This window comes from Paractinoplanes bogorensis (assembly GCF_018829635.1).
Classification (GTDB): Bacteria; Actinomycetota; Actinomycetes; order Mycobacteriales; family Micromonosporaceae; genus Actinoplanes; species Actinoplanes bogorensis.
On sequence record NZ_JAHKKG010000001.1, the window covers coordinates 315,999 to 340,586 of the forward strand.

The window sequence follows — 24,588 nt, forward strand, 5'->3', positions numbered from 1 at the left end:
CACCTCGGGTAGGACTGTCGGTATGGCGTTTCATGTGCGTGGGACGGTTCTGCCCGACGGCGAGACCAAAGACCTCTGGCTGGTGGGGGATCGGGTCACCTACGAACCCGTCCGCGACGCCGAGACGATCAGTGACGGTGGGTTTGTCGTGCCGGGGCTGGTCGACGCGCACTGCCACCTCGGGATCGCCTTCGGGGCCAAGCCGATTCAGAGCCTCGACCAGGCCCGCGAACTGGCCGCCACCGACCGCGACGCGGGTGTGCTGGCCCTGCGCGACGCCGGGTCGCCCTACCCCTATCCCGAGCTCGAGGACGAACCCGAGATCCCCCGCCTCGCGCGGGCCGGCCGGCATGTGGCGGCACCGCGGCGCTATCTGCGGGATGTGGGCATCGAGGTCGACGGTGCGGCCGACGTGCGGGCCGCGGTGACCGAGCAGGCCAAGGCCGGCAACGGCTGGGTCAAGCTGGTCGGCGACTGGATCTCCCGCGACAGCGGTGACCTCGCGCCCTCGTGGGACGCGGCGACCATGGCGGCCGCCGTCGACGCGGCCCATGCGGCCGGCGTGCGCGCCGCCGTGCACACGTTCTCCGAGGAGGGCGTCGAGCTCATGGTTCGCGCCGGCGTCGACTCGGTCGAGCACGGCACCGGGCTGTCGTTCGACCTGATCGACGAGATGGCGCGGCGGGGCACGGCTCTGGTGCCCACGATGATCAACATTCGGACGTTCGGCGGGATCGCCGACCGGGCCCGGGGCAAGTTCGACACGTACGCGGACCACATGGTCGCGCTGCAGGAACGGTTCCCGTCGGTGGTGCGCGCCGCCTACGAGGCCGGCGTTCCGATCTACGTCGGCACCGACGCCGGCGGGGGCATCCGGCACGGGCTGGTCGCCGAGGAGATGCTGATCCTCGAGGAGGCCGGGCTGCCCGCCGCCGAGATCCTGGCCATGGCCTCGTGGCGGGCCCGCGAGTGGCTCGGCTTCCCCGGGCTGGTCGAGGGCGGCCTGGCCGACCTGGTCGTCTACGAGACCGACCCGCGCGCGGACCTGCGAGTGGTCCGCGCGCCGAGCCGCATCGTGCTGAAGGGCCGCGTCATCCGCTGATGTCGTAGATCTGCAGATCGCGCGGGCTGTTGCAGGCCAGCCGGTCGCCGGACGCCACACACATGTCGTTGTCGACCGGGATCCGCCCGTGCCGGGTGGCCTGATAGCCGGGGACGGCAATGGTCGCCACCTCGCCCGAGCCGAGCGTCGGCAACGCCAGCAGCCGCCCGTCGTCGAGCCAGCTGACCTGCGACTCGAGGATGCGCAGGGCCTGCTCGCCCCGTTCGTCGAACAGGACGGCCATCTGACCGGTGCTCACCAGCACCTGTGTGCCCCGCGCCGAGATCGACGTACCCATGCTCGGCCCGGGCACCGACCAGATCTTCTTGCCCTGCGCCACGTCGACCGCAGTCACCGTGGTCAGCGCGTTGTCACCCTGGTCGAGCACGCACACCCGGCCCGGCCCGCAGGCGGTCAGCCCGGCCGGCGAATGTCCGGCACCCTCCTGGAGGATCACACTCGAGGCGCCGGTCACCAGGTTGGAGGTGACCACGCGATAGGCCTCGCCGTCGCAACACCCCGCGCCGATTTCATACAGCCATTCCCCGTACGGGATGAAATTGCTCCCCGCCTGCGCCGGTGACGCCGGGGTGATCGTCCGGACCAGGGTGCCCGTGCCGGCGTCGCGCACCTGGAGCTTGCCGGTCTGCGTGACCAGCACGACCCGGCCGCCGGCCGGATCCCCGACCACTCGCAGGACCTTGTCGGGGCCGCTGGTGGCACCGGGGTCGACCGACCACAGCTTCCGCCCGGTCCGCCAGTCGTGCGCGTCGACCTGCCCGTTGATGTCCCACCGCCGGACCAGCGCCTTCTCGAACGGCACCACCTCGTCCAGGTCACCGGCGGTCAGCACCCAGTCGCCCGTGTCCGCACCGGCCGGGTTCATCACGTGGATCGTGCTGTCGACCGAGACCATCACGCCCTGCTCGGTCGCGCGCACGCCCCAGCCCACCAACTCCGAGTCGAACCCGTTCAGGCCGGTCACCTTCCAGTCGACGGCCCCGCTGTGCAGGTCGGCCGCGAGCACGCTGACCGAGTTCTGACCGGCGCGCCAGGCGGTGAAGACCCGGCCTCCGGCGATCACCGGCGACTGATCCTGGGTCTTGACGCCGAACGGGATCGGGCTGCCCACCATCGTCGCCGGTCCCACGAGGGTGGAGACCGACGGACTCGGTGCGACCGTCTTGTGGTCGGCGCGCCGCTCGGTGCCGCCGCCGACGGCCACGCCGACGCCGGCCAGTACGACGGCGACCGCGGCGGCCGTCGCAAGGATGCCGTTGCGGGTGCGCTGCCGTCCCCGCGTACGGGCCTGGGCGGCTGTTCCGAGCGGAATGGCGTCGGCCTGCCGGGCCACCGAGGCGAAGATGTCGTCGAGGTCAGTGGGCATCGTCGGCTCCGTTCGTGGTGAGGGCGGGCGCGTCGGAGCCCAGGGCGGCGGCCAGTCCGGCCCGGCCGCGGGACAACCACGACTTGACCGTGCCGATCGACGAGCCGGTCTCGTGGGCGATCTCGGCGACCGAGCGGTCGAGCAGGTAGTGCAGGGCGAGGGCGCGGCGGTGCGCCATCGGCAACGTGCGCATCGCGCGGATCAGCAGCACCGTGTCCTCCGACGGGGGAGGCGTGTGCGGCGGAGGTGGTTCGGCGGCGGCCCGCGCCCGGCGTACGCCCAAACGCCGCCACCGGTCCGCGGAGAGCCGGTTGACCACCAGCCGGAGCCAGGCCTCGCGGTCCTCGTAGTCGGCGAGCCGGCGCCAGCGTTGCCAGGCCCGCGCGTACGCCTCCTGCACCAGGTCCTGGGCGTCGCCCGGGTCGCCGGTCAGGCCGTACGCGTATCGGGCCAATCGTCTGGAGGTGTCGCGGTAGAAGTCATCGAAGTCCCCGTTCGTATTCATCGGCACCGCCCTTCCTCCATGGACACGCGATGCCCACCCGGCCGGTTGCGCGGGGGACACGACTAGGATGTCGCCTCATGGCTCGTGTGCTCACACCCCGTGCGGAAGACTTCCCCCGCTGGTACCAGGACCTGATCTCCAAGGCGCAGCTGGCCGACAACGGCCCGGTGCGCGGCACCATGGTGATCCGCCCGGTCGGCTGGGCCATCTGGGAGCGCATGCAGGCCGACATGGACGTGCGGATCAAGGAAGAGGGCGTGCAGAACGCCTACTTCCCGCTGTTCATCCCCGAGAGCTACCTGCGCCGCGAGGCCGACCACGTCGAGGGCTTCTCGCCCGAGCTGGCCGTGGTCACCCACGCCGGCGGCAAGCAGCTCGCCGAGCCGCTCGTGGTCCGCCCGACCAGCGAGACCGTGATCGGCGAGTTCATGGCCAAGTGGGTCGACTCCTACCGCGACCTGCCGCTGCTGCTCAACCAGTGGGCCAACGTCGTACGGTGGGAGCTTCGCCCGCGTACGTTCCTGCGCACCACCGAGTTCCTGTGGCAGGAGGGGCACGACGCCCACGCCACCGAGGAACTCGCCCGTGACCACGCCCGCAACATCCACAAGAACGTCTACCAGGCGTTCATGGAGGAACTGCTGGCCATCCCGGTCGTGCCGGGCCGCAAGACCAAGGGCGAGCGCTTCGCCGGCGCCACCAACACCATGACCGTCGAGGCCATGATGGGCGACACCAAGGCGCTGCAGATGGGCACGTCGCACGAGCTGGGGCAGAACTTCGCCAAGGCCTTCGACATCACGTACTCGTCCAAGGAGGGCTCGGTCGAGCACGCCTGGACGACGTCGTGGGGCACGTCCACCCGCATGATGGGCGGCCTGATCATGGTGCACGGCGACGACAACGGCCTGCGTCTGCCGCCCCGCCTGGCCCCGATCCAGGTGCAGATCATGGTGGTCAAGGCGGGCGAGGGTGTCGTCGAGGCCGCGGGCAAGCTCCGCGACGAGCTCAAGGCCGCGGGCGTACGGGTGAAGCTCGACGACCGGGCCGACATCCCGTTCGGCCGCCGGGCCGTCGACGCCGAACTGCAGGGCATCCCGATCCGCATCGAGGTCGGCCCGCGTGACCTGGCCAACGGCAGCGTCACGATCGCGCGCCGGATCGACGGCTCCAAGACCCCGACCCCGCTGGCCGACGTGACCGGCGCGGTGACCAGCGCCCTCAAGGCCGACCAGCAGCGCATGTACGACGACGCGCTGGCGTTCCGCGAGGCCAACACGGTCGAGGTCAAGACGCTGGACGAGGCGATCGAGGCCGCGCAGACCGGGTGGGCCCGGGTGCCGTGGTCGGCGGTCGGCGAAGAGGGCGAGAAGGTGGCCAACGGCAAGGCCGTCACGGTCCGCTGCCTGGCCCGTCCCGACGGCGAGATGCCCGACTCCGACGACGAGCCCGGCCTGGTCGCCTACCTGGCCCGTTCCTACTGATGCGCTTCGAGCCGGGCCGGCTCGTCCTGCACCGCGACACGCACCACGGCCGGCTCGGTTTCGTGCACCCGAGCCGGGTGATCTCCGACGACGAGCGCGGGCTGCTGCTCTGGCTGGCCCGCGGCTCGGTCGTGGCGATCGAGACGACGACCGACGGGCGCGGACCGCGGGACATGCCGTCGTTCGTCGAGTGGGAGGCCGCCGAGAAGAAGCAGACGCTCACCACCTGGCGCGGGCCGGGCGTGTTGCGCTTCTTCCCGGCCGGGGCCGACCACTCGGTCTGGCTGTTCCGCGACGACGAGGGCGTCTTCACGCGCTACTACGTCAACCTGGAGGAGCACGCGGTCCGCTGGGACGACGGCCCCGCCGCCGGCATCGACGTCATCGACCAGGACCTCGACATCGTCGCCGCTCCCGACCTGCAGTGGGAGTGGAAGGACGAGGACGAGTTCTCCGAGCGTCTGGCCCGCCCCGACCTCTACTGGGTGCCGGATGAGGCCGCCGTCTGGGCCGAGGGCTTCCGGGTCATCAAGCTGATCGAGGCGGGCGAGTTCCCGTTCGACGGCACGTGGACCGACTTCCACCCCGACCCGGCCTGGCCCACCCCGACCGTGCTCCCCGACGGCTGGGACCGTCCGGTGGTCGCCCGCATTTGACGGTTATGTGGCATTTCCCGGGCCGATTGGGAGACGCCGCCTCCCATCTGGCAGAATGGTCCTCTGGTATTCGGCTCGCGTGAGGCGCCCTCTAACTCCTCTGCGTGGCCAGTCCTCGAGACGCTGGCTCTCCTGTCCCCACGGGAGACGCCCTCGCTCAACCTCGCAGTCATTCAGGAGCGAAGAGAACCGTGGCCGTTAAGATCCGGCTCCTGCGGATGGGCAAGATCCGCAACCCGCAGTACCGCATCGTCGTCGCCGACTCGCGCACCAAGCGCGACGGCCGCGCCATCGAGTACGTCGGCATCTACCAGCCGAAGGAACACCCCTCGGTCATCCAGGTGAAGTCCGAGCGTGTGCAGTACTGGCTCTCGGTCGGCGCGCAGCCGAGCGAGGCCGTGCAGCGCATCCTCGAGAAGACCGGTGACTGGCAGCAGTTCAAGGGCCTCCCGGCCCCGCCGCCGCTGCTCGTCGCGGAGCCCAAGCAGTCGCGTGCCGAGGTCTACGAGGCCGAGGCCAAGTCGGCCGCCGGTGTCGCCGACGCTCCGGCCAAGTCGACGCCGAAGAAGGCCGACAAGGCCAAGGCTGAGGCCAAGACCGAGGCCAAGGCCGAGGAGCCCGCCAAGACCGAGACCGCAGAGGACCCGGCCGGTGCCGGCGCCGACGCGAGCTGACGGGGCGCTCCGGCCGGCGCTGGAGCACCTCGTCAAGGGCATCGTCGACAACCCGGACGACGTCCGGGTCCGGCTGGTCGACTCGCGCCGCGGCAAGCGGCTCGAGGTGCGCGTGCACCCGGAAGACCTGGGAACGGTCATCGGGCGCGGCGGGCGTACGGCCAAGGCCCTGCGGCAGGTCATCGGGTCGATCGGTGGGCGCGGCATCCGCGTCGACATCGTCGACGCGTACTGACCGATGCTCCTGGTAGTCGGCCAGATCGGCAAACCGCACGGCATCCGGGGCGAGGTCTCGGTGGTCGTGCGGACCGACGAACCGGAAGAACGTTTCGTCCCCGGGTCGGTGTTCGTGACGGAGGTCCCTCGGGACCGCCGCGTGAGCACCGGCCCGGCGGCCGCTTCCGGCGCACGCTTCGACGTGCCGAAACAGCTCACTCTCGAGTCGATCCGCTGGCATCAGGGCCGCGGGATCGCGGTGTTCGAGAACATCTACGACCGCAACCTCGCCGAAGAGCTGCGTGGCGTGTTCCTGCAGGTCGACAGCGCCGACCTGACGCCGCCGGACGACCCCGACGAGTTCCACGACCACCAGTTGGTCGGACTGCGGGTCGAGTCGTCGGACGGCACTGTGCATGGCACTGTCGCGCGGATCGAACACGCACCCGCCTCCGACCTGATCGTGCTCAAGAAGCCGGACGGCGGCACGGCGCTGATCCCGTTCGTGACGGCGATCGTGCCGAAGGTCGACCTGGCCGGCGGTCGCGTGCTCGTCGACCTGCCCGAGGGCCTGCTGGACCTGTAGATGCGCGTCGACATCATCTCGATCTTCCCGGACTACTTCGCCCCCCTCGAGCTGTCGCTGATCGGCAAGGCGCGGGGCACCGGCATCCTCGATCTGAACGTGCACGATCTGCGCACCTGGACCAGCGACGTGCACCGCACCGTGGACGACACCCCGTACGGCGGCGGTCCCGGCATGGTGATGCGACCCGAACCGTGGGGTCAGGCACTGGACGCGGTCGGCGACGGGACGCTGATCGTGCCGTCGCCGGTCGGGAAGCCGTTCACGCAGGCCGACGCGTACGCGCTGGCCGCTCTTGATCATTTGATCTTCGCTTGCGGGCGTTACGAGGGCATCGACCAGCGCGTGATCGACGACGCGGCGTCCCGGATGCCCGTACGCGAGGTGTCGCTCGGCGACTACGTGCTCTTCGGGGGCGAGGTCGCGGTCATCGTGATCATGGAGGCGGTGACCCGGCTGCTGCCCGGGGTGCTCGGCAACGCCGACTCGCTGACCGAGGAGTCGCACGCGGCCGGGCTGCTCGAGGCGCCCGTCTATACCAAGCCGGCCTCGTGGCGCTCGCGCGAGGTTCCCGACATTTTGCGCTCGGGCGACCACGGCAAGATCGCCCGGTGGCGACGAGATCAGAGTCTTTCCCGTACGGCGTCCAGGCGGCCCGACATGATGGCCGCGTACCCGCTCGACCAGCTCGACAAAGCGGACAAGAAGGCGCTCGACGAGGATGGATTTCAGATCACGCCTCCCGGTGTGGCAAAGTAGGGAGGTTGCCGATTTCTCCCGCGCCGCGGGGTGAGGTCGAGGATCCCTTGGAGGTGAGAGGGATCAGAAGTACCCAGCCGCGCATCGAACTCCCGATGCGCTCCAAAGAACGAGGATCAGCGATGAACACGCTGGACGCTCTCGACGCCCAGTCGCAGCGCACCGACATTCCTGATTTCCGGGCCGGCGACACCGTCAAGGTGTACGCCCGAGTCGTCGAAGGTAACCGTTCCCGCGTCCAGATCTTCCAGGGCGTCGTCATCGCCCGGCAGGGCGCCGGTCTCCGGGAGACCTTCAAGGTCCGGAAGATCAGCTTCGCCGTCGGTGTCGAGCGGACCTACCCGATCAACAGCCCGGCGATCGACCGCATCGAGGTCGTGAGCCGCGGTGACGTCCGTCGCGCCAAGCTCTACTACCTGCGCGAGCTCCGTGGCAAGAAGGCCAAGATCAAGGAGCTTCGGGAGAAGCAGACCGTCTGACACTCATCGATTCGTGCACGCGCGCATTACTCTTGCCGTGTGCCGGATGGGATCAGTGTGAACCCTTCCAGCACTACCGCCCGTAAGACCCCGCGAGGGGAAATACTCGGGCGGTAGTGCTGTATCCGGGGTTGGTTCGGCCGGTCGGCGGCGGGAGATGCGAAGAGTGGAACCGATGGAGGGCTACGGCCCGGCGTCCCGGCGGCGGCGGTCGATGGTCCGGCGCAAGGAGATGCCACTCTGGCAGGAGCTGCCGCTCCTGTTGGTGGTGGCCTTCTGTCTTGCCGTGCTGATCCGCACGTTCCTGGTGCAGGCGTTCTACATCCCCAGCGGGTCGATGGAGAACACGCTGCTGGTCAAGGACCGCGTGCTGGTCAACAAGGTCATCTACGACATGCGCGACCCGGTGCGCGGCGAGGTCGTGGTCTTCCGCGGCGACGAGAACTGGACGCCCGAGGTCACCGAGCCGGTCAGCAACACGTTCGCGGCCAAGCTCGGCCGCACGATCGGCGACCTCGTCGGCGTCAGCCGCCCGGGGGAACGCGACTTCATCAAACGGGTGATCGGCCTGCCGGGTGACAAGGTCTCCTGCTGCGACGCCAAGGGCCGGATCATGGTCAACGGGGTCGGCATCGACGAGTCGTACATCGCCGACGGCTTCAACTCCGACCCGAATGCGCCGGCCAATCCCAACCAGTGCACCAGCCGGAAGTTCACGGAAGTGATCGTCCCGCAGGGTGAGATGTTCGTCATGGGCGACCATCGGGCCGTCTCACAGGACGCGCGCTGCCAGGGTCCGGTGCCGATCAGCAACGCCATCGGGCGGGCATTCGTCATCGTCTGGCCGAGCAGCCGGTTCACCAGCCTCTCCGTCCCCGACGTGTGGAAGGCGTATGCGGTCGACCATCCCACCGCGGCCGCCCCGCTGCTCGAGCCGGTGTCGAAGAAGAGTCCCGCGACCGAGGTATTCGCCCTCCCGTTTCTGTTAAGTGCCGCGTTATCCGCGCGTTCCGGACTGCCGTTCCGGACCCGGCGACGTAGGCTCCCCTCGTGATTGACGAGCAGACCGAAAAGCGCAAGAGCTCCTTCTGGCGCGAGCTTCCCATCCTGCTGGGCGTGGCGGTTCTGGTCGCCGTCCTGGTGCGCGCTTTCGTGCTGCAGACGTTCTACATCCCGTCGCCCTCGATGGAGCACACGCTCAACGTGCTCGACCGGGTGCTCGTCAACAAGCTGGTCTACGACTTCCGTGAGCCCCGCCGCGGCGAGATCATCGTCTTCCAAGCGCCGACCGAGTGGCAGTCGGGTGCCGACGGAGAAGACTTCATCAAGCGCATCATCGGGGTGCCCGGCGACCATATCGCTTACAAGCCCGATTCCTCCGGTTCCGGCAAGATCACGATCAACGATGTCCCGCTCGACGAGCCCTACATCTATCGCGATGAGACCGGGGCCCAGGATGCGCCGGCCGACACTGAATTCGATGTCACCGTGCCACCTGGGCGGCTCTGGGTGATGGGCGACCACCGCTCGGCGTCGGGTGACTCGCTCGAGCACTGGCAGGACAGCGACAAGAACGTGCAGGAGGCGACGATCCCCGAGGATTCGATCGTCGGCCGCGCCTTCACCGTGTTCTGGCCGGTCAACCGGGCGACCTGGCTGTCGGTTCCGGACGGCTTCAAGGCCATCCCCGACCCCAAGTAACTCCCGGATAGGCTGGGCGCGTGACCGTTGTCGAACGCCGCGCCGCCCGCGTGCTGCTCGTCGACTCGGCCGGCCGGGCTCTGCTGCTCCACGGCGGCGACCCGGCCCGCGCCGGCACGAGATGGTGGTTCACCCCCGGCGGCGGCCTCGAGCCCGACGAGACGCCCGCTCAAGGCGCCGCCCGCGAGCTTCTCGAAGAAACCGGCCTGCGGGTCGACCCGGCCGAGCTGGGCGAGTCCGTGTGGCACCAGGTGACCGAGTTCAGCTACGACGCCCGCGACTACCGCCAGGATCAGGAGTTCTTCCTGCTGCGCGTGCCGGGCTGGCAGGTCGACTTCGCGGGCATGGACGCCGAGGAGAAGGCGACCATCACCGCGCACCGGTGGTGGTCGGCCGACGAGATCGAGGCCAGCGCCGAGTCGATCTTCCCCGCCGAGCTGCCCGAACTGTTGCGGCGGGCCGCCTGATGCTGGCCCCTCCCCGCACCGTGGTCCGCCGTGAGGGCGGGCTCTACGCGATGGAACGCGCCCTCCAGCGCCGCGGCTTCCAGCAGGTGGCCGGGGCCGACGAGGCCGGCCGGGGCGCCTGCGCCGGTCCGTTGGTGGCGGGAGCCGCGATCCTGCCCGAGGGCAAGCGTGGCGAGATCGACGAGCTCGCCGACTCCAAGCTGCTCACCCCGGCCGCCCGCGAGCGCGTCTACGAGCAGGTGGTGGCCCGGGCGCTGGCCTGGTCGGTGGTGATCGTGCCGGCCACCGAGGTGGACGCGCGCGGCCTGCACGTGTGCAACCTGGCCGCGATGCGCCGGGCGCTGGCCTCGCTGACCACGCCGCCCGAATACGTGCTGACCGACGGCTTCCCGGTCGACGGGCTGGGCGTACCCGGGCTGGCCGTCTGGAAGGGCGACCGCGTCGCCGCCTGTGTCGCCGCCGCGAGCGTGCTGGCCAAGGTGACCCGCGACCGCATCATGGTGGAGATGGACGACCAGTTCCCCGCCTACGGGTTCGCCGTGCACAAGGGCTACATCACCGACGAGCACAGCGCCGCGCTCAAGCAGCACGGGCCATGCGCCGAGCACAGGTTCTCCTACGTGAATGTGGCCGCTGCCTCGGGACGGGGAAACCGCCCGCCGCGGGCTCGCCGACCGGTGTCGCGCGTGGTGTCCGAGGCGGCTCAGCCAGTACTGTTTGACGCATCCGCCGCCGATCCGCCGGTGCTTCCCGGCCCCGCTGAGAGTACCGTCGGCGTGGCGTCGGGCGACCAGCCTCAGCCGTCGCCGTCGGTGGGGGAAGATGAGGCCATGGAGGGCGAGAAGCGATGAGCGCAGAGGATCTCGAGAAGTACGAGACCGAGATGGAGCTGCAGCTCTACCGGGAGTACCGCGACATCGTCCGTCAATTCTCCTACGTGGTGGAGACGGAGCGCCGGTTCTACCTGGCCAACCAGGTCGACCTGCACGTGCGCAACTCCGACGGCGAGGTGTATTTCGAGGTCGAGATGCACGACGCCTGGGTCTGGGACATGTATCGCCCGGCCCGGTTCGTCAAGAACGTGCGGGTGATGACCTTCAAGGACGTGAACGTCGAGGAGCTCGAGAAGCCGGACATCTCCCTGCCCGAAGAGCCCGGTTTCGGCAGCTGATTGTTCGGATCGTTCCGGGCCGGCCTCGTTCGCGAGTCCGGCCCTTTCGTTCTTTCGTGGGCTGGTCAATCGTCGGCTGGTCGTTCGTGGGCTGCTCGTTCGTCGGCTGGTCGTTCGTGGGCTGGGCCAGAGTTATCCACAGGGCCGTTCGGGGTGGTCGTGATGCGGCAGATTCCCCGGCATGCTTCTGCTGTCTCTCCTGGCCGCCCTGGTCTTCGGCTGGCCCGTCACCCCGCCGGTCGTTCTGCGCCCCTTCGACCCACCCGCCCAGCCCTGGCTCGCCGGGCATCGCGGGGTCGACCTCGACGCCCCGCCGTCGACGATCGTCCGGTCGGCCGGCCCCGGCACGGTGCTCTTCGCGGGCCGGGTCGCCGGGCGCGGTGTGATCAGCGTCGGCCACGCCGGCGGTCTGCGCACCACCTATGAGCCGGTGACGCCCACGGTCATGGTCGGTGATGCCGTCGCGGCGGGCGATCCGCTCGGGCAGCTCGAGCCGGGCCATCCGGGTCTGCACTGGGGGCTGCGGCGGGGCTCGCTCTATCTCGACCCGTTGGCACTGCTGGGCCGGGGCCGGGTGCGGCTGCTCCCGCTCGACCCTGCTTCCGCTCAGCGGCGGTAGTCGTGCAGCAGCTGGGGGAGGCGCTCGGCGAACCGGTCGTACTCCTCGGGCCGGTTGTAGATCTGGGCGCTCAGACGCAGCAGGCCGCGGCCGCCCCAGGCGTTCACTGCGGTCTCGACGGCCAGCTTGTCGGCGATGTGCTGACGCAACGCCTGGGCCTCGGGCGGCGTCGTGGCCAGCCCGGCCGGCAACGGCACGACCCGCATCGACAGGTCGGGGTCGGCGGGCCGGGGCAGGTCGGCGTCGGCCACGTTCAGGGCGGCGGCGATCACCCGCTGGCCGTAGGCGGCGAGCGCCGCGTTGTGCGCCCGCACCTCTTCCCAGCCCAGCGTGCGCAGCGTGAAGAGACCGGTCGGGGCGGCGAGCCACGGCGTGTAGTCGAGCGTGCCCTGCGCCTCGACCGAGTGCGGATAGCCCTGCTCCTGCTCCCACGAGACGACCAGGGGTTCCATCCGGCGGCGCCACTGCGGGGCCACCGCGAGCAGGGCCGTGCCGCGCGGGGCGAAGGCCCACTTGTGCAGGTTGCCGACCCAGAAGTCGGCCCCGATCGACGAGACGTCGACGTCGAGCATGCCGGGCACGTGGGCCGCGTCGACCATGACCGGGATGTCGTGTTCCTGGGCAACGGAGGCAATTTCCCGTACGGGAAAAGTCATCGCCGTCGCTGACGCGATCTGGTCGACGATCAGCAGCTTGGTGCGGCCCGGACGCAGCGCGGCGCGAACCCGGCTCACCAGTTCGGCGTCGGTCGCACCCATCGGCAACGCGACCGTCCGTGCGGTCGCACCGGCCCGGCGGCAGCGACGGCGGGCGGCCATCGCGACCGCGCCGTACGCGTGATCGGTCAGCAGCACCTCGTCGGCCGACTCGAGCTTGACCGTGTTGAGCACCAGCGCGGCGCCGGTCGTCGTGTTCGCCACCAGCGCGCTGCCTTCGGGATCGGCGCGCAGAAAAGAGGCGACGTGACGTCGGGTATGGATGATCCGGTCGCCCAGACCCTGCGCGAAGAAGCGCAGCGGGTTCGTCTCGATCTCGTCCCGCAGGCGCTGCTGGGCCCGCTGCACCCCGACCGGGACGGCGCCGAACGAGCCGTGGTTGAGATAGGACACACCGGGGTCGAGGGAGAACAGAAGTCGGGCACCCGGGATGGGGGCGGGCGGTGCTCCGGCGCTCACTCTGCGATCGTACGGGGTCACGCGCGTGGGTGCGCCTGTTTGAAGGCCGCGCGCAGGCGTTCGGTGGACACATGGGTGTAGATCTGCGTGCTCGACAGCGACGCGTGGCCCAGCAGATCCTGCACCGCGCGCAGGTCGGCGCCCCCGTCGAGCAGGTGCGTGGCGGCCGAGTGACGCAGGTCGTGCGGCTTGGTGTGCGGCAGTCCGGCGGCCCGGGCGGCGGCGTCGACGATGCGGCGCACCACCGTCGGCTGGAGGCGCCCGCCCTTGACGCCGAGGAAGAGCGCGTCGCCGCTGGACGGGTTGGCCAGGCTCGGGCGGGCGTGCCGGCGGTAGTCGTCGAGGGCCTTCTGGGCGGGCAGGCCGTAGGGGACGGCGCGTTCCTTGGCGCCCTTGCCGAAGACCCGGACCACCCGGCGCGCCTCGTCCAGGTCGGCCTGGTCGAGGCCGCAGAGCTCGCTCACCCGCACGCCGGTGGCATAGAGCAGCTCGAGGACGGCGCGATCGCGCAGCGTCTCGTCGTCCTGCTCGCCGCTTGGGGCGTGGCCCCCGACCAGGGCGGCGGCCTGATCGGCGCGCAGCACGGTCGGCAGGGGGCGGTGCGCCTTCGGGCTGACCAGGTGGGCGCCGGGGTCGGTGGGGGTGCGGCCGGTGCGCCGGGCCCAGGCGGTGAACGCCCGGACCGCGGCCGCCCGGCGGGCCTGCGACGTGCGCGCGGCACCCTGACGCATGCGGGCGGCGAGCCAGCTCCGCAGCATCGCGATGTCGATCTCGGCGAGCGTGGTGGCGCCGCTGTCGGCCGCGTGGTCGAGCAGCGACACGACATCGACCAGATATCCCCGTACGGTCTGGGCCGATCGGTTGTCGATCCGCGCCAGATGTTGGCCGAAGTCGTCCACCGACTCACGCATCTCGGGCGGCAGCCGTTCGTGCAGTTCGCGCGTCCCCACGTGTCGACGGTCTTCGCTCGGCGCGTGATCGTCAAGCCTCCACGCGCGTCTTGCCCGGCCTTCCTAGACTGCCCTCACCATGGCAGTGATCCGCGGCATCCTCGTACTGGCCCTGTTGGGCGTCCTGTCCGGCTGCTCCCTCTTCGAGAGCGCCGGCTCCTCGGCGTCGCCCACACCGACGGCTTCGGCCAAGGTCGGGTTCGGCGGCCCCGGCCCCGAGCCGGTGATCCCGACGACGGTGGACGAGGCGATGTTCAAGACGCCGTCGCAGAACATTGCGTGCGCGCTGACCGCCTCCGACGTGCGATGCGACATCGTCCGCAAGTCGTGGACGCCCCCGGCCAAGCCGGCCGACTGCGACCTCGACTGGGGCAACGGACTGGTCGTCAGCGGGGGCAAGGTCGTCTTCACCTGCGCCGGCGACACCGTGATCGGCTCGTCCGACCAGACCCTGGAATACGGTCAGGCGCTGCGGGCCGGCTCGGTGCGCTGCGACAGCGAGAGCTCCGGCCTGACCTGCAAGGACGAGGAGACCGGCCACGGCTTCACCCTGGCCACGGCCGCCTACAAGATCTTCTGACCGGGTTCTGTCGTACCCACGCCTTAGGGTCGTCCGCATGGCTAGCTGGCATGAGATCGAGAAGGACGCACCGGCCTTCGCCGAACGGGTGAAATCCCTCTTCGACGCGGGCACCAACAAGACGATCGCCACCCTCCGGCGCGACGGCTCACCCCGAATCAGCGCGAACGAGGCCAAGTTCGAAGACGGCGAACTGACCTTCGGCATGATGGCCGGCTCGATGAAACTGCTCGACGTCCGCCGAGACCCGCGGATCGCCATGCACGCACCGACACTCGAACCACCGGCCGACAACCCGGAGTCCGGCCCCGGCGACGCCAAACTGGCCGGCGTCGCGGTCGAGATCCCGCCACCGGCCGACTGGCCGCACGGTGAGTCGGGCCTGTTCCGCATCGACATCCACGAGGTGGCGCTGACCTACGTCGGCGAGCCGGCCGACCACTTGGTCATCGAGTCGTGGCACACGGGCCGCGGCTACACCCGCCGAACGCGCGCCTGACCGCCGCCACGCTGTGCACAGGCTGCGCTCGGTGAACGCGTGCCTGGCTGCCGTCGCGCTGTGCATGGGGTGCGTTCGGTGTACGCGTGCCTGGCCGCCGTCGCGCTGTGCGCGGGCTGCGTTCGGTGTACGCGTGCCTGGCTGCCGCCTTGCTGTGCGCGGGCTGCGTTCGGTGTACGCGTGCCTGACTGCCGCCTTGCTGTGCGCGGGCTGCGTTCGGTGTACGCGCGCCTGACTGCCGCCTTGCTGTGCGCGGGCTGTGCTCGGTGTACGCGCGCCTGACTGCCGCCACGCTGTGCATGGGCTGCGCTCGGTGTTTCGCGCGTTCGAGTGCCGCTCGCGACTGGGCGATCGTCGCCCGGGTGCTGGTGCGGTCAGGGGCGCGTGAGCTGCACCCGGTCGGCCGGGTGGACGGTCTCGGTGCCGTCGGTGGCGGTCACGACCAGCACGGGGACGCCCTCGCCGAGGCGGTATTTGCGACGCTCGGAGTCGGTGGGCATGCGGGCGCTGGCGCGTTCGCCGCGGGCCAGCGGGACGAGCTCGATCGGCTCGGGTACGCGCACGAAGGTGCCGCGCGGCCGGTCGACGGTCACCAGACCCTCGGTGCGGAGCTGGCCGATCGCCTGCCGGACGGTGGTGCGGCTGATGCCGTATTCCTGCGCCAGGCGCAGTTCGCTGGGCAGTGGTTCGCCGGGGCCCAGCGCACCCGACTCGATCTGATTGCGGAGCAGGTCAGCCAATTGGCGGAAGACCGCACGGTCCGCGGAGGGATCGATCATGCCAGCCAGTCTACGTGACCACGATGCTCCATCGTATTGTACGTACCAAGCCATGTAGGTATGATAGCCCTGCCGCACTGAGAAGGCTGAGACTTGATCGGGCGGCAGGGCGGGCGGCGGTCGAAAGCCGTGACACGAGATGCGTCAGCACCATCGGGTCGGCCCCAATCGTCGCCCGTTCTTCCGCTCTGCCCCAGCCCCAGCCCCAGCCCTCCGCCGACGGCGCGGTCTAGTTCTCGGAGCGGTGGCCTCTTCATGTCCGATGTCGACTCAAGCGTTCGGGCGTCACTCGTCAGGTGAGTTCAAGCCCCGCCGCCCCCAGGCGAGGAAGCGGTCGAAGAGATCGGTCGGCGCGAGTTGCCCGGCGGCCACGAAGTCGTTCAAAGCGTCATACATCTGCGCCGACATGTAGACCGTCAGCGTCGACGGAAACTCCCGGTACTCGACGAGCATCCTCGTCCGAGCCGTCACACACGGCCACGGTTTTCCGCACACGAGGCAGTCCCAGCTCGGGCGGGTATTCAGATGCGCGGGTGGTTCGGTCTTCCTCACGGTGGTTCCCCCTAAGGCGCGCTCATTCCTACGAGCGGGTGGTCCTGTCCCATGCCGTCCCGGCCCGCCGCTCCAGCGCCGCCGCCGAAAGCCACTCGACGCGTGAACGGGCGCTGATTCAGGAGCCACCCGAATCGGCCGCGCTGAGGAGCAGCGCCTCTCCGCTCCTCAAGTCGCGATTCCGCCGGCTGCGACGACGCCTGTCCGCCCGCGATGCCTCGCCGGGCCGTGGCGCCTGCCCGCCCGCGATGCCTCGCCCGCGCGGCCGGTCCGTGGTCGCCACTGAGCTGGTTCGCCCCGGGCCGTGGTGCCTGTCCGCCCGCGATGCCTCGCCTGCGCGGCCGGGCCCTGGTCGCCGCTGAGCTGGCCCGCCGCGGGCCGTGGTGCCCGTTCGCCCGTGATGCCTCGCCCGTGATGCCTCGCCCGCGACGCCTCGCCCGTCCGCCCGCGACGCCTCGCGCGCGCGGCCAGGCCATGGTCGCCACTGAGCTTGTCCGTCCCGGGCCGTGGCGCCTGTCCGCCTGCGATGCCTCGCCAGGCCGTGGCGCCTGTCCGCCCGCGACGACTGTCCCCAGCGATGCGCGGCCGCGGTGACGTCCGCCTAGCGCGGCCTGTCGCGGCGGGAGCGAGCCGCCCTCCGGTCGCGCCGGGGGAGTCGGCCGCCGTCGGTGAACGCGTGACGACGGCGGCCGCCCCCGATGGCGCGTTGCCCGTTGCTGTGGTGGGCATCGAACCTCTGCGGCAGCGAAACCGCGGGGCCTTCCTGCGGATTTCGGGCGCTGCCGCCCGGCGGCTTCTGGGTTCTCCGCGCCGGAGAGTGGGGGCCGCCGGGCGACCAGCGTGGCGGAGCTGTGGGATCGCTCGCCGCGGTGCCCGATCTCATGGTTTCTGCGTGGCGGTACCTCCTTTCTGTCCTGAGGGCGAATGCGGACGGGGAATGCTCGGAGCCGCCGCGCGGTGGATAGGGGAGCGGCGTAGCGGGGACGAGCGCGTCGACGCAGGGGGCCGTCAGGCCGCAACTGCACCGGCGCCAGAACGACCGCCACGTGCGTCGATGGCGGGGACCGACGGGCACGAGACCAGTTGTCTGGCGACGCCTAGGCATGGAGCATAGTGTAGATGGCAAGAGACTAGATGTCTCCTATCAAGTTGGTGATTGACTAATAGTCCCGCGCCTACGGTCGATCATGTGGCAGCGAAACCGATCCGGCTCATGGGGGCGCACGAGATCCGCATCCGTCTGGGTGGGGTGAGCCGGCAGCGTGCGTACCAGATCACCAGCCGCGCTGACTTCCCCAAGCCGGTCGCCGACCTCGCTCAGGGCAAGGTGTGGGCGACCGACGACGTCGAGGCGTGGATGAAGGTGCACCGGCGCGACCTGGACGACTCCGAGGACTGACCGCGATTTTCGCGGCAGGATGGGCGACCCTGGGCGGCGCCCGACTTTGTGCTGCCGAAAACACGGGGACCATCAGGACGTCGGCCGCAGCGCCACGCCGGTCTCCCGCTGCTCGACCAGACCGGTCAGCTCCAGCAGGGACAGTCGCCGCAACACCGTCCGTACGGGAAGCCCCGCCCGCACGGCCAGTTCCTCCGGGGTGATGGCTCCCCGCCGCGGCACGGCCTCCAGAATGAGCGCCGACTCCTCGTCGAGAGTGTCCCTCGCATGGTCGGGCCCGCGCGGCACGTCGACCGGATATTCGCCGATCTGCCCGACCGTCTCCAGCACGTTCGACAGGCCGGTGACGAGAGTCGTGTCGGGCCTGGACCGCAGCAACTCGTGGCATCCGACCGACATGGCCGACGTGATCGGGCCCGGCACCACCATCGCGACGCGGCCCAGGGCCAGCACCCGGCCCATCGTCTGGATCGCCCCGCTGCGGGCCGCGGCCTCGACCAGCACCGTGCCCACGGTGGCGGCCGCGATGACCCGGTTGCGGATGAGGAACCGGTGCTTCAGCGGCTCCGCCCCGGGTGGCCATTCGCTGATCAGCAGGCCGGTCTCGGCGATCCGGTCGAACATCGCCGAGTTTCCCTGGGGATAGGGCCGGTCGACCCCGCAGGCGAGGACCGCCACCGTACGCCCCTCGGCCGCCATCGCCGCCCGATGAGCCGCCGCGTCGATCCCGAAGGCACCCCCTGACACGACGGTCCACCCCTGCTCGGCCAGCCCGTACGCGATCTCGTTGGTCGCATGGAGCCCGTAGGGGGTCGCCGCCCGGGCCCCCACCACCGCGACGGACCTCTCCAGCGTCTCGCCGAGCGGCCGGGCCCCGCGCACCCAGAAACACAGCGGTGGCCGCGTGTCCCGGTGCACCCGCGTGGTCCCCTCGAGAGTGAGGGTCGCCAGCGATTCCACTCGCGACGGCCATTCGTCGTCCGAGGGCACCACGATGCGCGCGCCCAGCCGGTCGGCCCGCCGCAACGTCAGGTCGGCCAGGCGCCGCGGGTCGAGGGCCGCCGCCTTGGCCAGGGCGGCGGCCCGCAACGACTTGTCCGGCACGTCACCCCGCAGGAGGCGGGCCAGCGTGGCCTCGGCGCCGCATTCCTCGACCAGCGACCACACCGGCAGATTGCCCGGCTCGGCCAGCCACGTCAGGGCCACCCGGGCGGTCCGGTCGTCAACCATGGCTTTCTCCCATTCGCAGCTGGATCGCCTCGTTGACCTCGGCCCGGGCCGGACGTTCGCGGCCGTCCAGATCTCCGATCGACCAGGCGAGCCGGAGCACACGGTCGAAGCCGCGGGCCGAGAGCAGCCCCCGGTCGAGCGACGCCCGCAGGTCTCTGGTGTCGGTGACCGGCAGCCGCCACGGCGCACGCCGCAGGACCGGGCCCGGCACTTCGGCGTTCGTCCGCCACCCGCCCTCGGCCCAGCGCGCCGTGGCGGCTGCCCGGGCTGCGAGCACCCGGGCCCCGACCTGGGCCGACGACGTGGCCGGCCCGGTCGCGGTGGTCAGCTGGGCGGCGCTCAGCGGGGCGATGGTGAGCCGGATGTCGATCCGGTCGAGCAGCGGGCCGGACAGTTTGGCCAGGTAGCGCCGCCGGACCGCGGGGGCGCAGGTGCAGTGCTGGTCGCCGGCCGGACTTGCGCAGGGGCACGGATTGGCCGCCATCACCAGTTGGACCCGGGCCGGGAACTCGGTCGTGCCCCGAGCCCGGGCCAGCACCACCCGCCCGGTCTCCAACGGCTGTCGCAGCGCCTGCAACGTGGCCGAGGGGATCTCGGCCGCCTCGTCGAGGAAGAGGACACCGCGGTGGGCGAGCGACAGGGCGCCGGGCCGGGCCAGTCCGCTGCCGCCGCCGACCAGGGCCGCCGCCGATGCTGTGTGGTGGGGCGCCTGGTAGGGCGGTCGCCGGACCAGCCGGCCGTCCGGCGGGAGCACCCCGGCGATCGAGTGGAGCGCGGTCACCTCGAGCGCGGCCTCGTCGTCGAGTTCAGGCAGGATCGACGGCAGGCGCTCGGCCAGCATCGTCTTGCCCGCGCCGGGCGCGCCGAACAGCGCCAGGTGGTGCCCGCCCGCGGCGGCGACCTCGAGCCCGAACCGGCCCAGTTCCTGCCCGGCCACGTCGGCCAGGTCGGGCCCGGCCGCCGCCGGTGCCGGGTCGGCCGGCGGCGGGTCGAGCAGGGCCTCGGCGTCGCGGATGTGGGCGACGAGCCGGTGCAGGCTGTCGACGGCGTGCACAGTCACCCCGGGTACGACGCCCGCCTCACGCGCGTTGGCCAGCGGCACGATCACCCGGGTCAGTCCGGCCCGGGCGGCCGCGGCCACCATCGGCAGCACGCCGCGGACGGCCCGCACCGCGCCGTCGAGCCCCAGTTCGCCGAGCACGACGACGCCGTCGAGCGCGTCCGTCGGCAGCTCGCCGGCGCTGGTGAGCAGCGCGGCGGCTATGGCGAGATCAAACGCCGAGCCCTGTTTGGGCAGCGCGGCCGGCTGCAGGTTCACGGTGATCCGCCGGTTGGGCCAGGACTCGCCGGAGTTGACCACGGCCGCCCGCACCCGGTCGCGGGCCTCGTTGAGCGAGGTGTCGGGCAGCCCGGTCAGCACGACCGCGGGCAGGCCCTGGGAGAGGTCGGCCTCGACCTCGACGACGTGCCCGGTCACCCCGAGCAGACCGACGCACATGATGCGCGCGTAACTCATCAGAACGCCGCGCGGATGTGCGTGACCTGGCTGGCGCCCTGGGCCTGAGGGCGCACCTCGACCACGTCGAACCGGACCTCCCGGGGCCGGATGCCGGTCTGGTCGAGCCAGCGGACGGCCAGGATGCGCAGCCGGTGCACCTTGGCCGGGGTGACCGCGGCGGCGGGCGGGCCGAACAGATCGCCCCGGCGGGTCTTCACCTCACAGAAGACGACGTCGGCGCCGTCGCGCAGGACGAGGTCGACCTCGCCCTCGGCACAACGCCAGTTCCGGTCGAGGACCACGAGGCCTTGCTCCTGGAGGTGCCGGGCCGCGACCTGTTCGCCGTACGCCCCCACCGCCCGCCGTTGCGTCGTCATGCCGGACAACCTGGCCCGGCCGGGGGCGCCCCGCATCCGGCCGGAACCAAGATCTGTGGACAGAGCGCAACTGTGGAAAGCCGCTGTGTCACCGTCCAGGTGTGTTATGGGGCCAGCGGTGGCAATCACGCCGGTAGTCACTTAAGTTGCGCATCGTGGATGGACGCCGCTACGCCGATGAGCCCGAGCCGACCTGGTACTCCGGGGCGGGTCAGTACGCACGATCGAGCGAGTCGGAGGTGTCCGGTTCGATCCCGGCCGCCAACCCGTACGACTCGGGCATCCATGAGCGGCCGAGTGGCGCGTTCCGGCTTCCGGAGCAGCGTCCGTCCGCGTCGCCGTACGCGCTGCCCGAGAGCACCGGCAGCCATGCCCGCCCGGCCGAACCGGAGCCACGGATGCCGGTCCGCGGTCCCGAGTACCCGACGATCCGCCCGACGAGCGACGCCGTCGCCCCGGCCGCGCCTCCGGTGCCGCCCCCGCCCGCTCCCTCGATGCCGTCGATGGCCGAGCCGACGGCGCTGGTGCCGCCGGTGACCGAGCGCAAGGACAAGAGCGTCTACGCGTCGCGACGACCGGTCACGTCGATTCTGGTGGCTGTCGTCACGGTCGTCCTGATGATCCCGGTTGTCCGGCTGCTGATCGACGCGACGTTCACCGGCGACCCGAGCGCCCGCGCGATCGTCCCCGCCGTCCTGCTCACGCTCGGCTTCACGCTCACCGGGATCGGGCTGTTCACTGTCTCGCGCGGTGGCCCGATCACGCGGGACACCTGGCTGCGGCCCCCCGCGGCGTACCTCCCGGCGGGGTTGATCCTGCTGATCGCGGCCGGCCTGGCGGTGGCCTGAAGCCCGCGGGAAAGGCTTCGCCGAAGCTTGGCGTATGCTGGTTGACGGCGACCGCCTCGTGCGGTCGACCTCGCGTGCCCTCTGCCAGGTCTCTGCAGCGTTTCCGCAGGACCAGACCGGCAGCGACGGCCCTCCCTGGTCTCGATCATCTCGGGTCCGACTGTGGCCGGCGACCGGGCACCAGGACGCTCACCGCCGGTGAGCGTGACAACCAGGGACCGTAGGAGTAACCCACCATGGCCGTCGTGACCATGCGCCAGCTGCTGGAGAGCGGTGTCCACTTCGGGCACCAGACCCGCCGCTGGAACCCGAAGATGAAGCGCTTCATCTTCACCGAGCGTAACGGCATCTACATCATCGACCTGCGCCAGACGCTCGACTACATCGAGAAGGCGTACAGCTTCGTGCGGGACACCGTCGCCGAGGGTGGCCACATCCTCTTCGTCGGCACCAAGAAGCAGGCGCAGGAGGCCATCGCCGAGCAGGCGACCCGGGTCGGCCAGCCGTACGTGAACCACCGCTGGCTGGGCGGCATGCTCACCAACTTCCAGACCGTTTACAAGCGGCTCCAGCGCATGAAGGAGCTCGAGGGCCTGGGTGACCTGACCGGCACCGCCGCCGGGTACACCAAGAAGGAGACCCTCCAGCTCTTCCGCGAGAAGACCAAGCTCACCAAGACGCTCGGTGGTCTGCGTGACATGACCAAGACGCCGTCGGCGATCTGGGTCGTGGACACCAAGAAGGAGCACATCGCCGTCGACGAGGCCCGCAAGCTGGGCATCCCGGTCATCGCGGTGCTGGACACCAACTGTGACCCGGACGAGGTCGACTTCCCGATCCCGGGCAACGACGACGCGATCCGCTCCGCCGAGCTGCTCACCAAGGTCATCGCCGCGGCGGTCGCCGACGGTCTGATCGCCCGCTCCGGCCGTGGCCGTGGTGGCGCCGACGAGAAGCCCGAGCCGGGCACCGTCGCCGCCGGCGAGCCCCTGCCCGAGTGGGAGCGCGACCTCTACGAGGGCGCCGAGAAGAAGGCCGACGACGCTCCGGCCGCCGAGACGCCCGCTGCTGAGGCGCCCGCTGCTGAGGCGCCCGCCGCCGAGGCTCCGGCCGCCGAGCCGGTTCCGGCCGCTGCCGCTCCCGCCGAGTAAGTCACCGACGAACCTGACATCGAGAGAGAGTCATGGCTAACTACACCGCCGCGGACGTGAAGAAGCTCCGCGACCTGACCGGTGCCGGCATGATGGACTGCAAGAAGGCGCTCGAGGAGTCGGCCGGCGACTTCGACCAGGCCGTCGAGTTCCTGCGCATCAAGGGCGCGAAGGACGTCGGCAAGCGGGCCGGTCGCACCGCCGCCAACGGCATCGTGGCCCACTCGGGCGGCGCGCTGCTCGAGCTCAACTGCGAGACCGACTTCGTCGCCAAGACCCCCGACTTCGTCGCGCTGGGTCAGCAGCTGGTCGAGCTGGGCGAGCAGAACAAGGTCGCCGACGCCGCCGCTCTGCTGACCGCGACGCTGCCGGACGGCAAGACCGTCGCCGACACCGTCCAGGAATACTCCGCGAAGATCGGCGAGAAGATCGTCGTGAACCGGTTCGTGATCCTCGACGGCACCGTCGCGGTCTACCTGCACCGCAAGGCGCAGGACCTGCCGCCGCAGGTCGGCGTTCTGGTCGAGTACACCGGCAAGAACGACGAGGCGGCCGACGCGGACGCCCGCGGCATCGGCATGCAGGCCGCCGCGATGCGCCCGCGCTTCCTCACCCGCGAGGAGGTGCCCGCCGACGTGGTCGAGTCGGAGCGCCGCATCGCCGAGGAGACCGCCAAGGAGGAGGGCAAGCCCGAGAAGGCTCTGCCCAAGATCATCGAGGGCCGGGTGAACTCCTTCTTCAAGGACTTCGTCCTCCTCGAGCAGGCGTCGGTCGTCGACAACAAGAAGACCGTCAAGCAGATCGCCGACGAGGCCGGGCTGACCATCACCCGTTTCGTCCGGTTCGAGGTCGGCCAGGAGTAAGCGGGCCGCTGGAGTCAGAGGAGGCCGGGTACGCGATTCTGCGTCCGGCCTCCTTCTCCCATAAGGTCTCTGTCGAGCGTTCGAAGGGAAGGCGGGTCTCATGACGATGGTGACCGAGCAGGCAGTTCCGGTTGACAGTCCGACTCCGCCGTCCGCGCGGCCCCGCCGGGTCGTGCTGAAGCTCTCCGGCGAGGTGTTCGGCGGCGGCGCGGTCGGCGTCGACCCCGACATCGTGCAGGGCATCGCCCGGCAGATCGCCACCGTCATCCGCCGGGGCATCCAGGTCGCCGTCGTGGTCGGCGGCGGCAACTTCTTCCGCGGCGCCGAGCTGCAGAAGCGCGGCATGGACCGCAACCGCGCCGACTACATGGGCATGCTCGGCACGGTCATGAACGGCCTGGCCCTGCAAGACTTCCTCGAGAAGGAGGGCATCGAGACGCGGGTGCAGACCGCGATCACGATGGCCCAGGTCGCCGAGCCCTACATCCCGCTGCGCGCCATCCGCCACCTCGAGAAGGGGCGGTGTGTGATCTTCGGCGCCGGGGCCGGCATGCCGTACTTCTCGACCGACACCGTCACCGCCCAGCGCGCCCTCGAGATCCACGCGGATGTCGTGCTGATGAGCAAGAACGGTGTCGACGGCGTCTACAGCGCCGACCCCCGCGTCGACCCCGACGCCAAGAAGCTCGACCGGCTCACTTTCCAAGACGTGATCCAGCAGGGCCTCCGGGTGGCCGACCAGGCCGCCTTCAGCCTCTGCGAGGAGAACGACCTGCCCATGCTCGTCTTCGGTGCCCAGGGCGACGACACGATCATCCGCGCCGTGAGTGGCGAGAAGATCGGCACCCTGATCACCGCCTAGACAACCTTTCCCCACCGAA

At 70.6% G+C, this 24,588-nt stretch carries 30 protein-coding genes; 21 read left to right on the forward strand and 9 right to left on the reverse strand.

Annotation, left to right across the window (positions count from 1 at the left end; translation table 11 throughout):
• Nucleotides 1–22: 22 nt before the first annotated feature.
• Nucleotides 23–1,102: an amidohydrolase family protein gene (locus KOI35_RS01510; RefSeq protein WP_215784156.1), complete on the forward strand. Its 1,080-nt coding sequence runs from the start codon at nt 23–25 to the stop codon at nt 1,100–1,102.
• On the opposite strand, the gene KOI35_RS01515 is transcribed toward KOI35_RS01510, so the two are convergent.
• Nucleotides 1,092–2,489, reverse strand: a complete 1,398-nt coding sequence (locus tag KOI35_RS01515) for a PQQ-binding-like beta-propeller repeat protein (protein WP_215784157.1) — start codon at nt 2,487–2,489, stop codon at nt 1,092–1,094. The two genes, KOI35_RS01510 and KOI35_RS01515, sit on opposite strands and share 11 nt — an antisense overlap.
• A complete protein-coding gene (locus KOI35_RS01520) occupies nt 2,479–2,994 on the reverse strand; it encodes a SigE family RNA polymerase sigma factor (RefSeq protein ID WP_215784158.1) in 516 nt (171 codons plus the stop codon). The genes KOI35_RS01515 and KOI35_RS01520 overlap by 11 nt, the downstream gene beginning before the upstream one ends.
• A gap of 77 nt (nt 2,995–3,071) precedes the next feature.
• Between KOI35_RS01520 and proS the strand changes: the two genes are divergently transcribed.
• From proS to KOI35_RS01585, 13 genes are all read left to right on the forward strand, one after another.
• Nucleotides 3,072–4,478 carry a proline--tRNA ligase gene (gene proS, locus KOI35_RS01525; protein ID WP_215784159.1) on the forward strand — a complete coding sequence of 469 codons (1,407 nt, stop codon included), beginning with the start codon at nt 3,072–3,074 and terminating at the stop codon, nt 4,476–4,478.
• Nucleotides 4,478–5,134 carry a ribonuclease FAU-1 family protein gene (locus KOI35_RS01530; RefSeq protein ID WP_215784160.1) on the forward strand — a complete coding sequence of 219 codons (657 nt, stop codon included), beginning with the start codon at nt 4,478–4,480 and terminating at the stop codon, nt 5,132–5,134. Before proS ends, KOI35_RS01530 begins: the two co-directional genes overlap by 1 nt.
• Before the next feature lie 191 nt (nt 5,135–5,325).
• The gene (rpsP, locus tag KOI35_RS01535; RefSeq protein ID WP_215784161.1) at nt 5,326–5,808 is read left to right on the forward strand and encodes a 30S ribosomal protein S16; all 483 of its coding nucleotides are present in this window, start codon (nt 5,326–5,328) and stop codon (nt 5,806–5,808) included.
• Nucleotides 5,786–6,043 (forward strand): RNA-binding protein, encoded by a 258-nt coding sequence (locus KOI35_RS01540; protein WP_014447131.1) that lies wholly within the window; start codon nt 5,786–5,788, stop codon nt 6,041–6,043. The genes rpsP and KOI35_RS01540 overlap by 23 nt, the downstream gene beginning before the upstream one ends.
• Before the next feature lie 3 nt (nt 6,044–6,046).
• Nucleotides 6,047–6,610 (forward strand): ribosome maturation factor RimM, encoded by a 564-nt coding sequence (gene rimM, locus KOI35_RS01545; RefSeq protein WP_215784162.1) that lies wholly within the window; start codon nt 6,047–6,049, stop codon nt 6,608–6,610.
• A complete protein-coding gene (gene trmD / locus KOI35_RS01550) occupies nt 6,611–7,369 on the forward strand; it encodes a tRNA (guanosine(37)-N1)-methyltransferase TrmD (RefSeq protein ID WP_215784163.1) in 759 nt (252 codons plus the stop codon).
• Between the two features lie 122 nt (nt 7,370–7,491).
• Nucleotides 7,492–7,848: a 50S ribosomal protein L19 gene (rplS, locus tag KOI35_RS01555; protein ID WP_215784164.1), complete on the forward strand. Its 357-nt coding sequence runs from the start codon at nt 7,492–7,494 to the stop codon at nt 7,846–7,848.
• Between the two features lie 157 nt (nt 7,849–8,005).
• Nucleotides 8,006–8,902 carry a signal peptidase I gene (gene lepB, locus KOI35_RS01560; RefSeq protein ID WP_215784165.1) on the forward strand — a complete coding sequence of 299 codons (897 nt, stop codon included), beginning with the start codon at nt 8,006–8,008 and terminating at the stop codon, nt 8,900–8,902.
• Nucleotides 8,899–9,549, forward strand: a complete 651-nt coding sequence (gene lepB / locus KOI35_RS01565) for a signal peptidase I (RefSeq protein WP_215784166.1) — start codon at nt 8,899–8,901, stop codon at nt 9,547–9,549. The genes lepB (KOI35_RS01560) and lepB (KOI35_RS01565) overlap by 4 nt, the downstream gene beginning before the upstream one ends.
• A gap of 20 nt (nt 9,550–9,569) precedes the next feature.
• On the forward strand, nt 9,570–10,016 hold the full coding sequence (locus KOI35_RS01570; RefSeq protein WP_215784167.1) for an NUDIX hydrolase: 447 nt from the start codon (nt 9,570–9,572) through the stop codon (nt 10,014–10,016).
• A complete protein-coding gene (locus KOI35_RS01575; protein WP_215784168.1) occupies nt 10,016–10,867 on the forward strand; it encodes a ribonuclease HII in 852 nt (283 codons plus the stop codon). Before KOI35_RS01570 ends, KOI35_RS01575 begins: the two co-directional genes overlap by 1 nt.
• On the forward strand, nt 10,864–11,187 hold the full coding sequence (locus KOI35_RS01580) for a DUF2469 domain-containing protein (protein ID WP_215784169.1): 324 nt from the start codon (nt 10,864–10,866) through the stop codon (nt 11,185–11,187). Before KOI35_RS01575 ends, KOI35_RS01580 begins: the two co-directional genes overlap by 4 nt.
• Before the next feature lie 181 nt (nt 11,188–11,368).
• A complete protein-coding gene (locus KOI35_RS01585; RefSeq protein WP_215784170.1) occupies nt 11,369–11,806 on the forward strand; it encodes a murein hydrolase activator EnvC family protein in 438 nt (145 codons plus the stop codon).
• On the opposite strand, the gene KOI35_RS01590 is transcribed toward KOI35_RS01585, so the two are convergent.
• A complete protein-coding gene (locus tag KOI35_RS01590; RefSeq protein WP_215784171.1) occupies nt 11,794–12,981 on the reverse strand; it encodes an aminotransferase class V-fold PLP-dependent enzyme in 1,188 nt (395 codons plus the stop codon). The two genes, KOI35_RS01585 and KOI35_RS01590, sit on opposite strands and share 13 nt — an antisense overlap.
• Nucleotides 12,982–12,998: 17 nt before the next feature.
• Nucleotides 12,999–13,892, reverse strand: a complete 894-nt coding sequence (locus tag KOI35_RS01595) for a tyrosine recombinase XerC (RefSeq protein WP_215784741.1) — start codon at nt 13,890–13,892, stop codon at nt 12,999–13,001.
• A 118-nt stretch (nt 13,893–14,010) separates the two neighbouring features.
• Here KOI35_RS01595 and KOI35_RS01600 point away from each other — a divergent pair, with 118 nt between their 5' ends.
• Both KOI35_RS01600 and KOI35_RS01605 read left to right on the forward strand, forming a co-directional pair.
• Nucleotides 14,011–14,511: a DUF6636 domain-containing protein gene (locus tag KOI35_RS01600; protein ID WP_215784172.1), complete on the forward strand. Its 501-nt coding sequence runs from the start codon at nt 14,011–14,013 to the stop codon at nt 14,509–14,511.
• A 37-nt stretch (nt 14,512–14,548) separates the two neighbouring features.
• Nucleotides 14,549–15,010, forward strand: a complete 462-nt coding sequence (locus tag KOI35_RS01605) for a pyridoxamine 5'-phosphate oxidase family protein (RefSeq protein ID WP_215784173.1) — start codon at nt 14,549–14,551, stop codon at nt 15,008–15,010.
• Nucleotides 15,011–15,384: 374 nt separating this feature from the next.
• Here the strand turns inward: KOI35_RS01605 and KOI35_RS01610 are convergent, their stop codons facing one another.
• Together KOI35_RS01610 and KOI35_RS46985 are read right to left on the reverse strand one after the other, a co-directional pair.
• On the reverse strand, nt 15,385–15,789 hold the full coding sequence (locus tag KOI35_RS01610; RefSeq protein WP_215784174.1) for a winged helix-turn-helix domain-containing protein: 405 nt from the start codon (nt 15,787–15,789) through the stop codon (nt 15,385–15,387).
• 285 nt (nt 15,790–16,074) lie between these two features.
• Nucleotides 16,075–16,242, reverse strand: a complete 168-nt coding sequence (locus KOI35_RS46985; protein ID WP_246612353.1) for a hypothetical protein — start codon at nt 16,240–16,242, stop codon at nt 16,075–16,077.
• Between the two features lie 1,312 nt (nt 16,243–17,554).
• Between KOI35_RS46985 and KOI35_RS01620 the strand changes: the two genes are divergently transcribed.
• Nucleotides 17,555–17,740 carry a DNA-binding protein gene (locus tag KOI35_RS01620; protein ID WP_215784742.1) on the forward strand — a complete coding sequence of 62 codons (186 nt, stop codon included), beginning with the start codon at nt 17,555–17,557 and terminating at the stop codon, nt 17,738–17,740.
• 72 nt (nt 17,741–17,812) lie between these two features.
• On the opposite strand, the gene dprA is transcribed toward KOI35_RS01620, so the two are convergent.
• From dprA to KOI35_RS01635, 3 genes are read right to left on the reverse strand one after another with little or no spacing between them, the layout of a single operon-like run.
• Nucleotides 17,813–18,970 carry a DNA-processing protein DprA gene (dprA, locus tag KOI35_RS01625; protein WP_215784176.1) on the reverse strand — a complete coding sequence of 386 codons (1,158 nt, stop codon included), beginning with the start codon at nt 18,968–18,970 and terminating at the stop codon, nt 17,813–17,815.
• Nucleotides 18,963–20,486: a YifB family Mg chelatase-like AAA ATPase gene (locus KOI35_RS01630; RefSeq protein ID WP_215784177.1), complete on the reverse strand. Its 1,524-nt coding sequence runs from the start codon at nt 20,484–20,486 to the stop codon at nt 18,963–18,965. The genes dprA and KOI35_RS01630 overlap by 8 nt, the downstream gene beginning before the upstream one ends.
• Nucleotides 20,486–20,845, reverse strand: a complete 360-nt coding sequence (locus KOI35_RS01635) for a YraN family protein (RefSeq protein WP_215784178.1) — start codon at nt 20,843–20,845, stop codon at nt 20,486–20,488. Before KOI35_RS01635 ends, KOI35_RS01630 begins: the two co-directional genes overlap by 1 nt.
• Before the next feature lie 155 nt (nt 20,846–21,000).
• Here KOI35_RS01635 and KOI35_RS01640 point away from each other — a divergent pair, with 155 nt between their 5' ends.
• The 4 genes from KOI35_RS01640 to pyrH all read left to right on the forward strand — a co-directional run bounded on the left by KOI35_RS01640 (nt 21,001) and on the right by pyrH (nt 24,569).
• Entirely contained in the window at nt 21,001–21,693 is a 693-nt protein-coding gene (locus KOI35_RS01640; protein WP_215784179.1) for a hypothetical protein, read from the forward strand.
• Between the two features lie 236 nt (nt 21,694–21,929).
• A complete protein-coding gene (gene rpsB, locus KOI35_RS01645; protein ID WP_215784180.1) occupies nt 21,930–22,844 on the forward strand; it encodes a 30S ribosomal protein S2 in 915 nt (304 codons plus the stop codon).
• A 32-nt stretch (nt 22,845–22,876) separates the two neighbouring features.
• On the forward strand, nt 22,877–23,707 hold the full coding sequence (gene tsf, locus KOI35_RS01650; RefSeq protein WP_215784181.1) for a translation elongation factor Ts: 831 nt from the start codon (nt 22,877–22,879) through the stop codon (nt 23,705–23,707).
• Between the two features lie 100 nt (nt 23,708–23,807).
• Nucleotides 23,808–24,569, forward strand: coding sequence for a UMP kinase (pyrH, locus tag KOI35_RS01655; RefSeq protein WP_246612354.1), 762 nt, complete (start codon nt 23,808–23,810; stop codon nt 24,567–24,569).
• Nucleotides 24,570–24,588 lie beyond the last annotated feature (19 nt).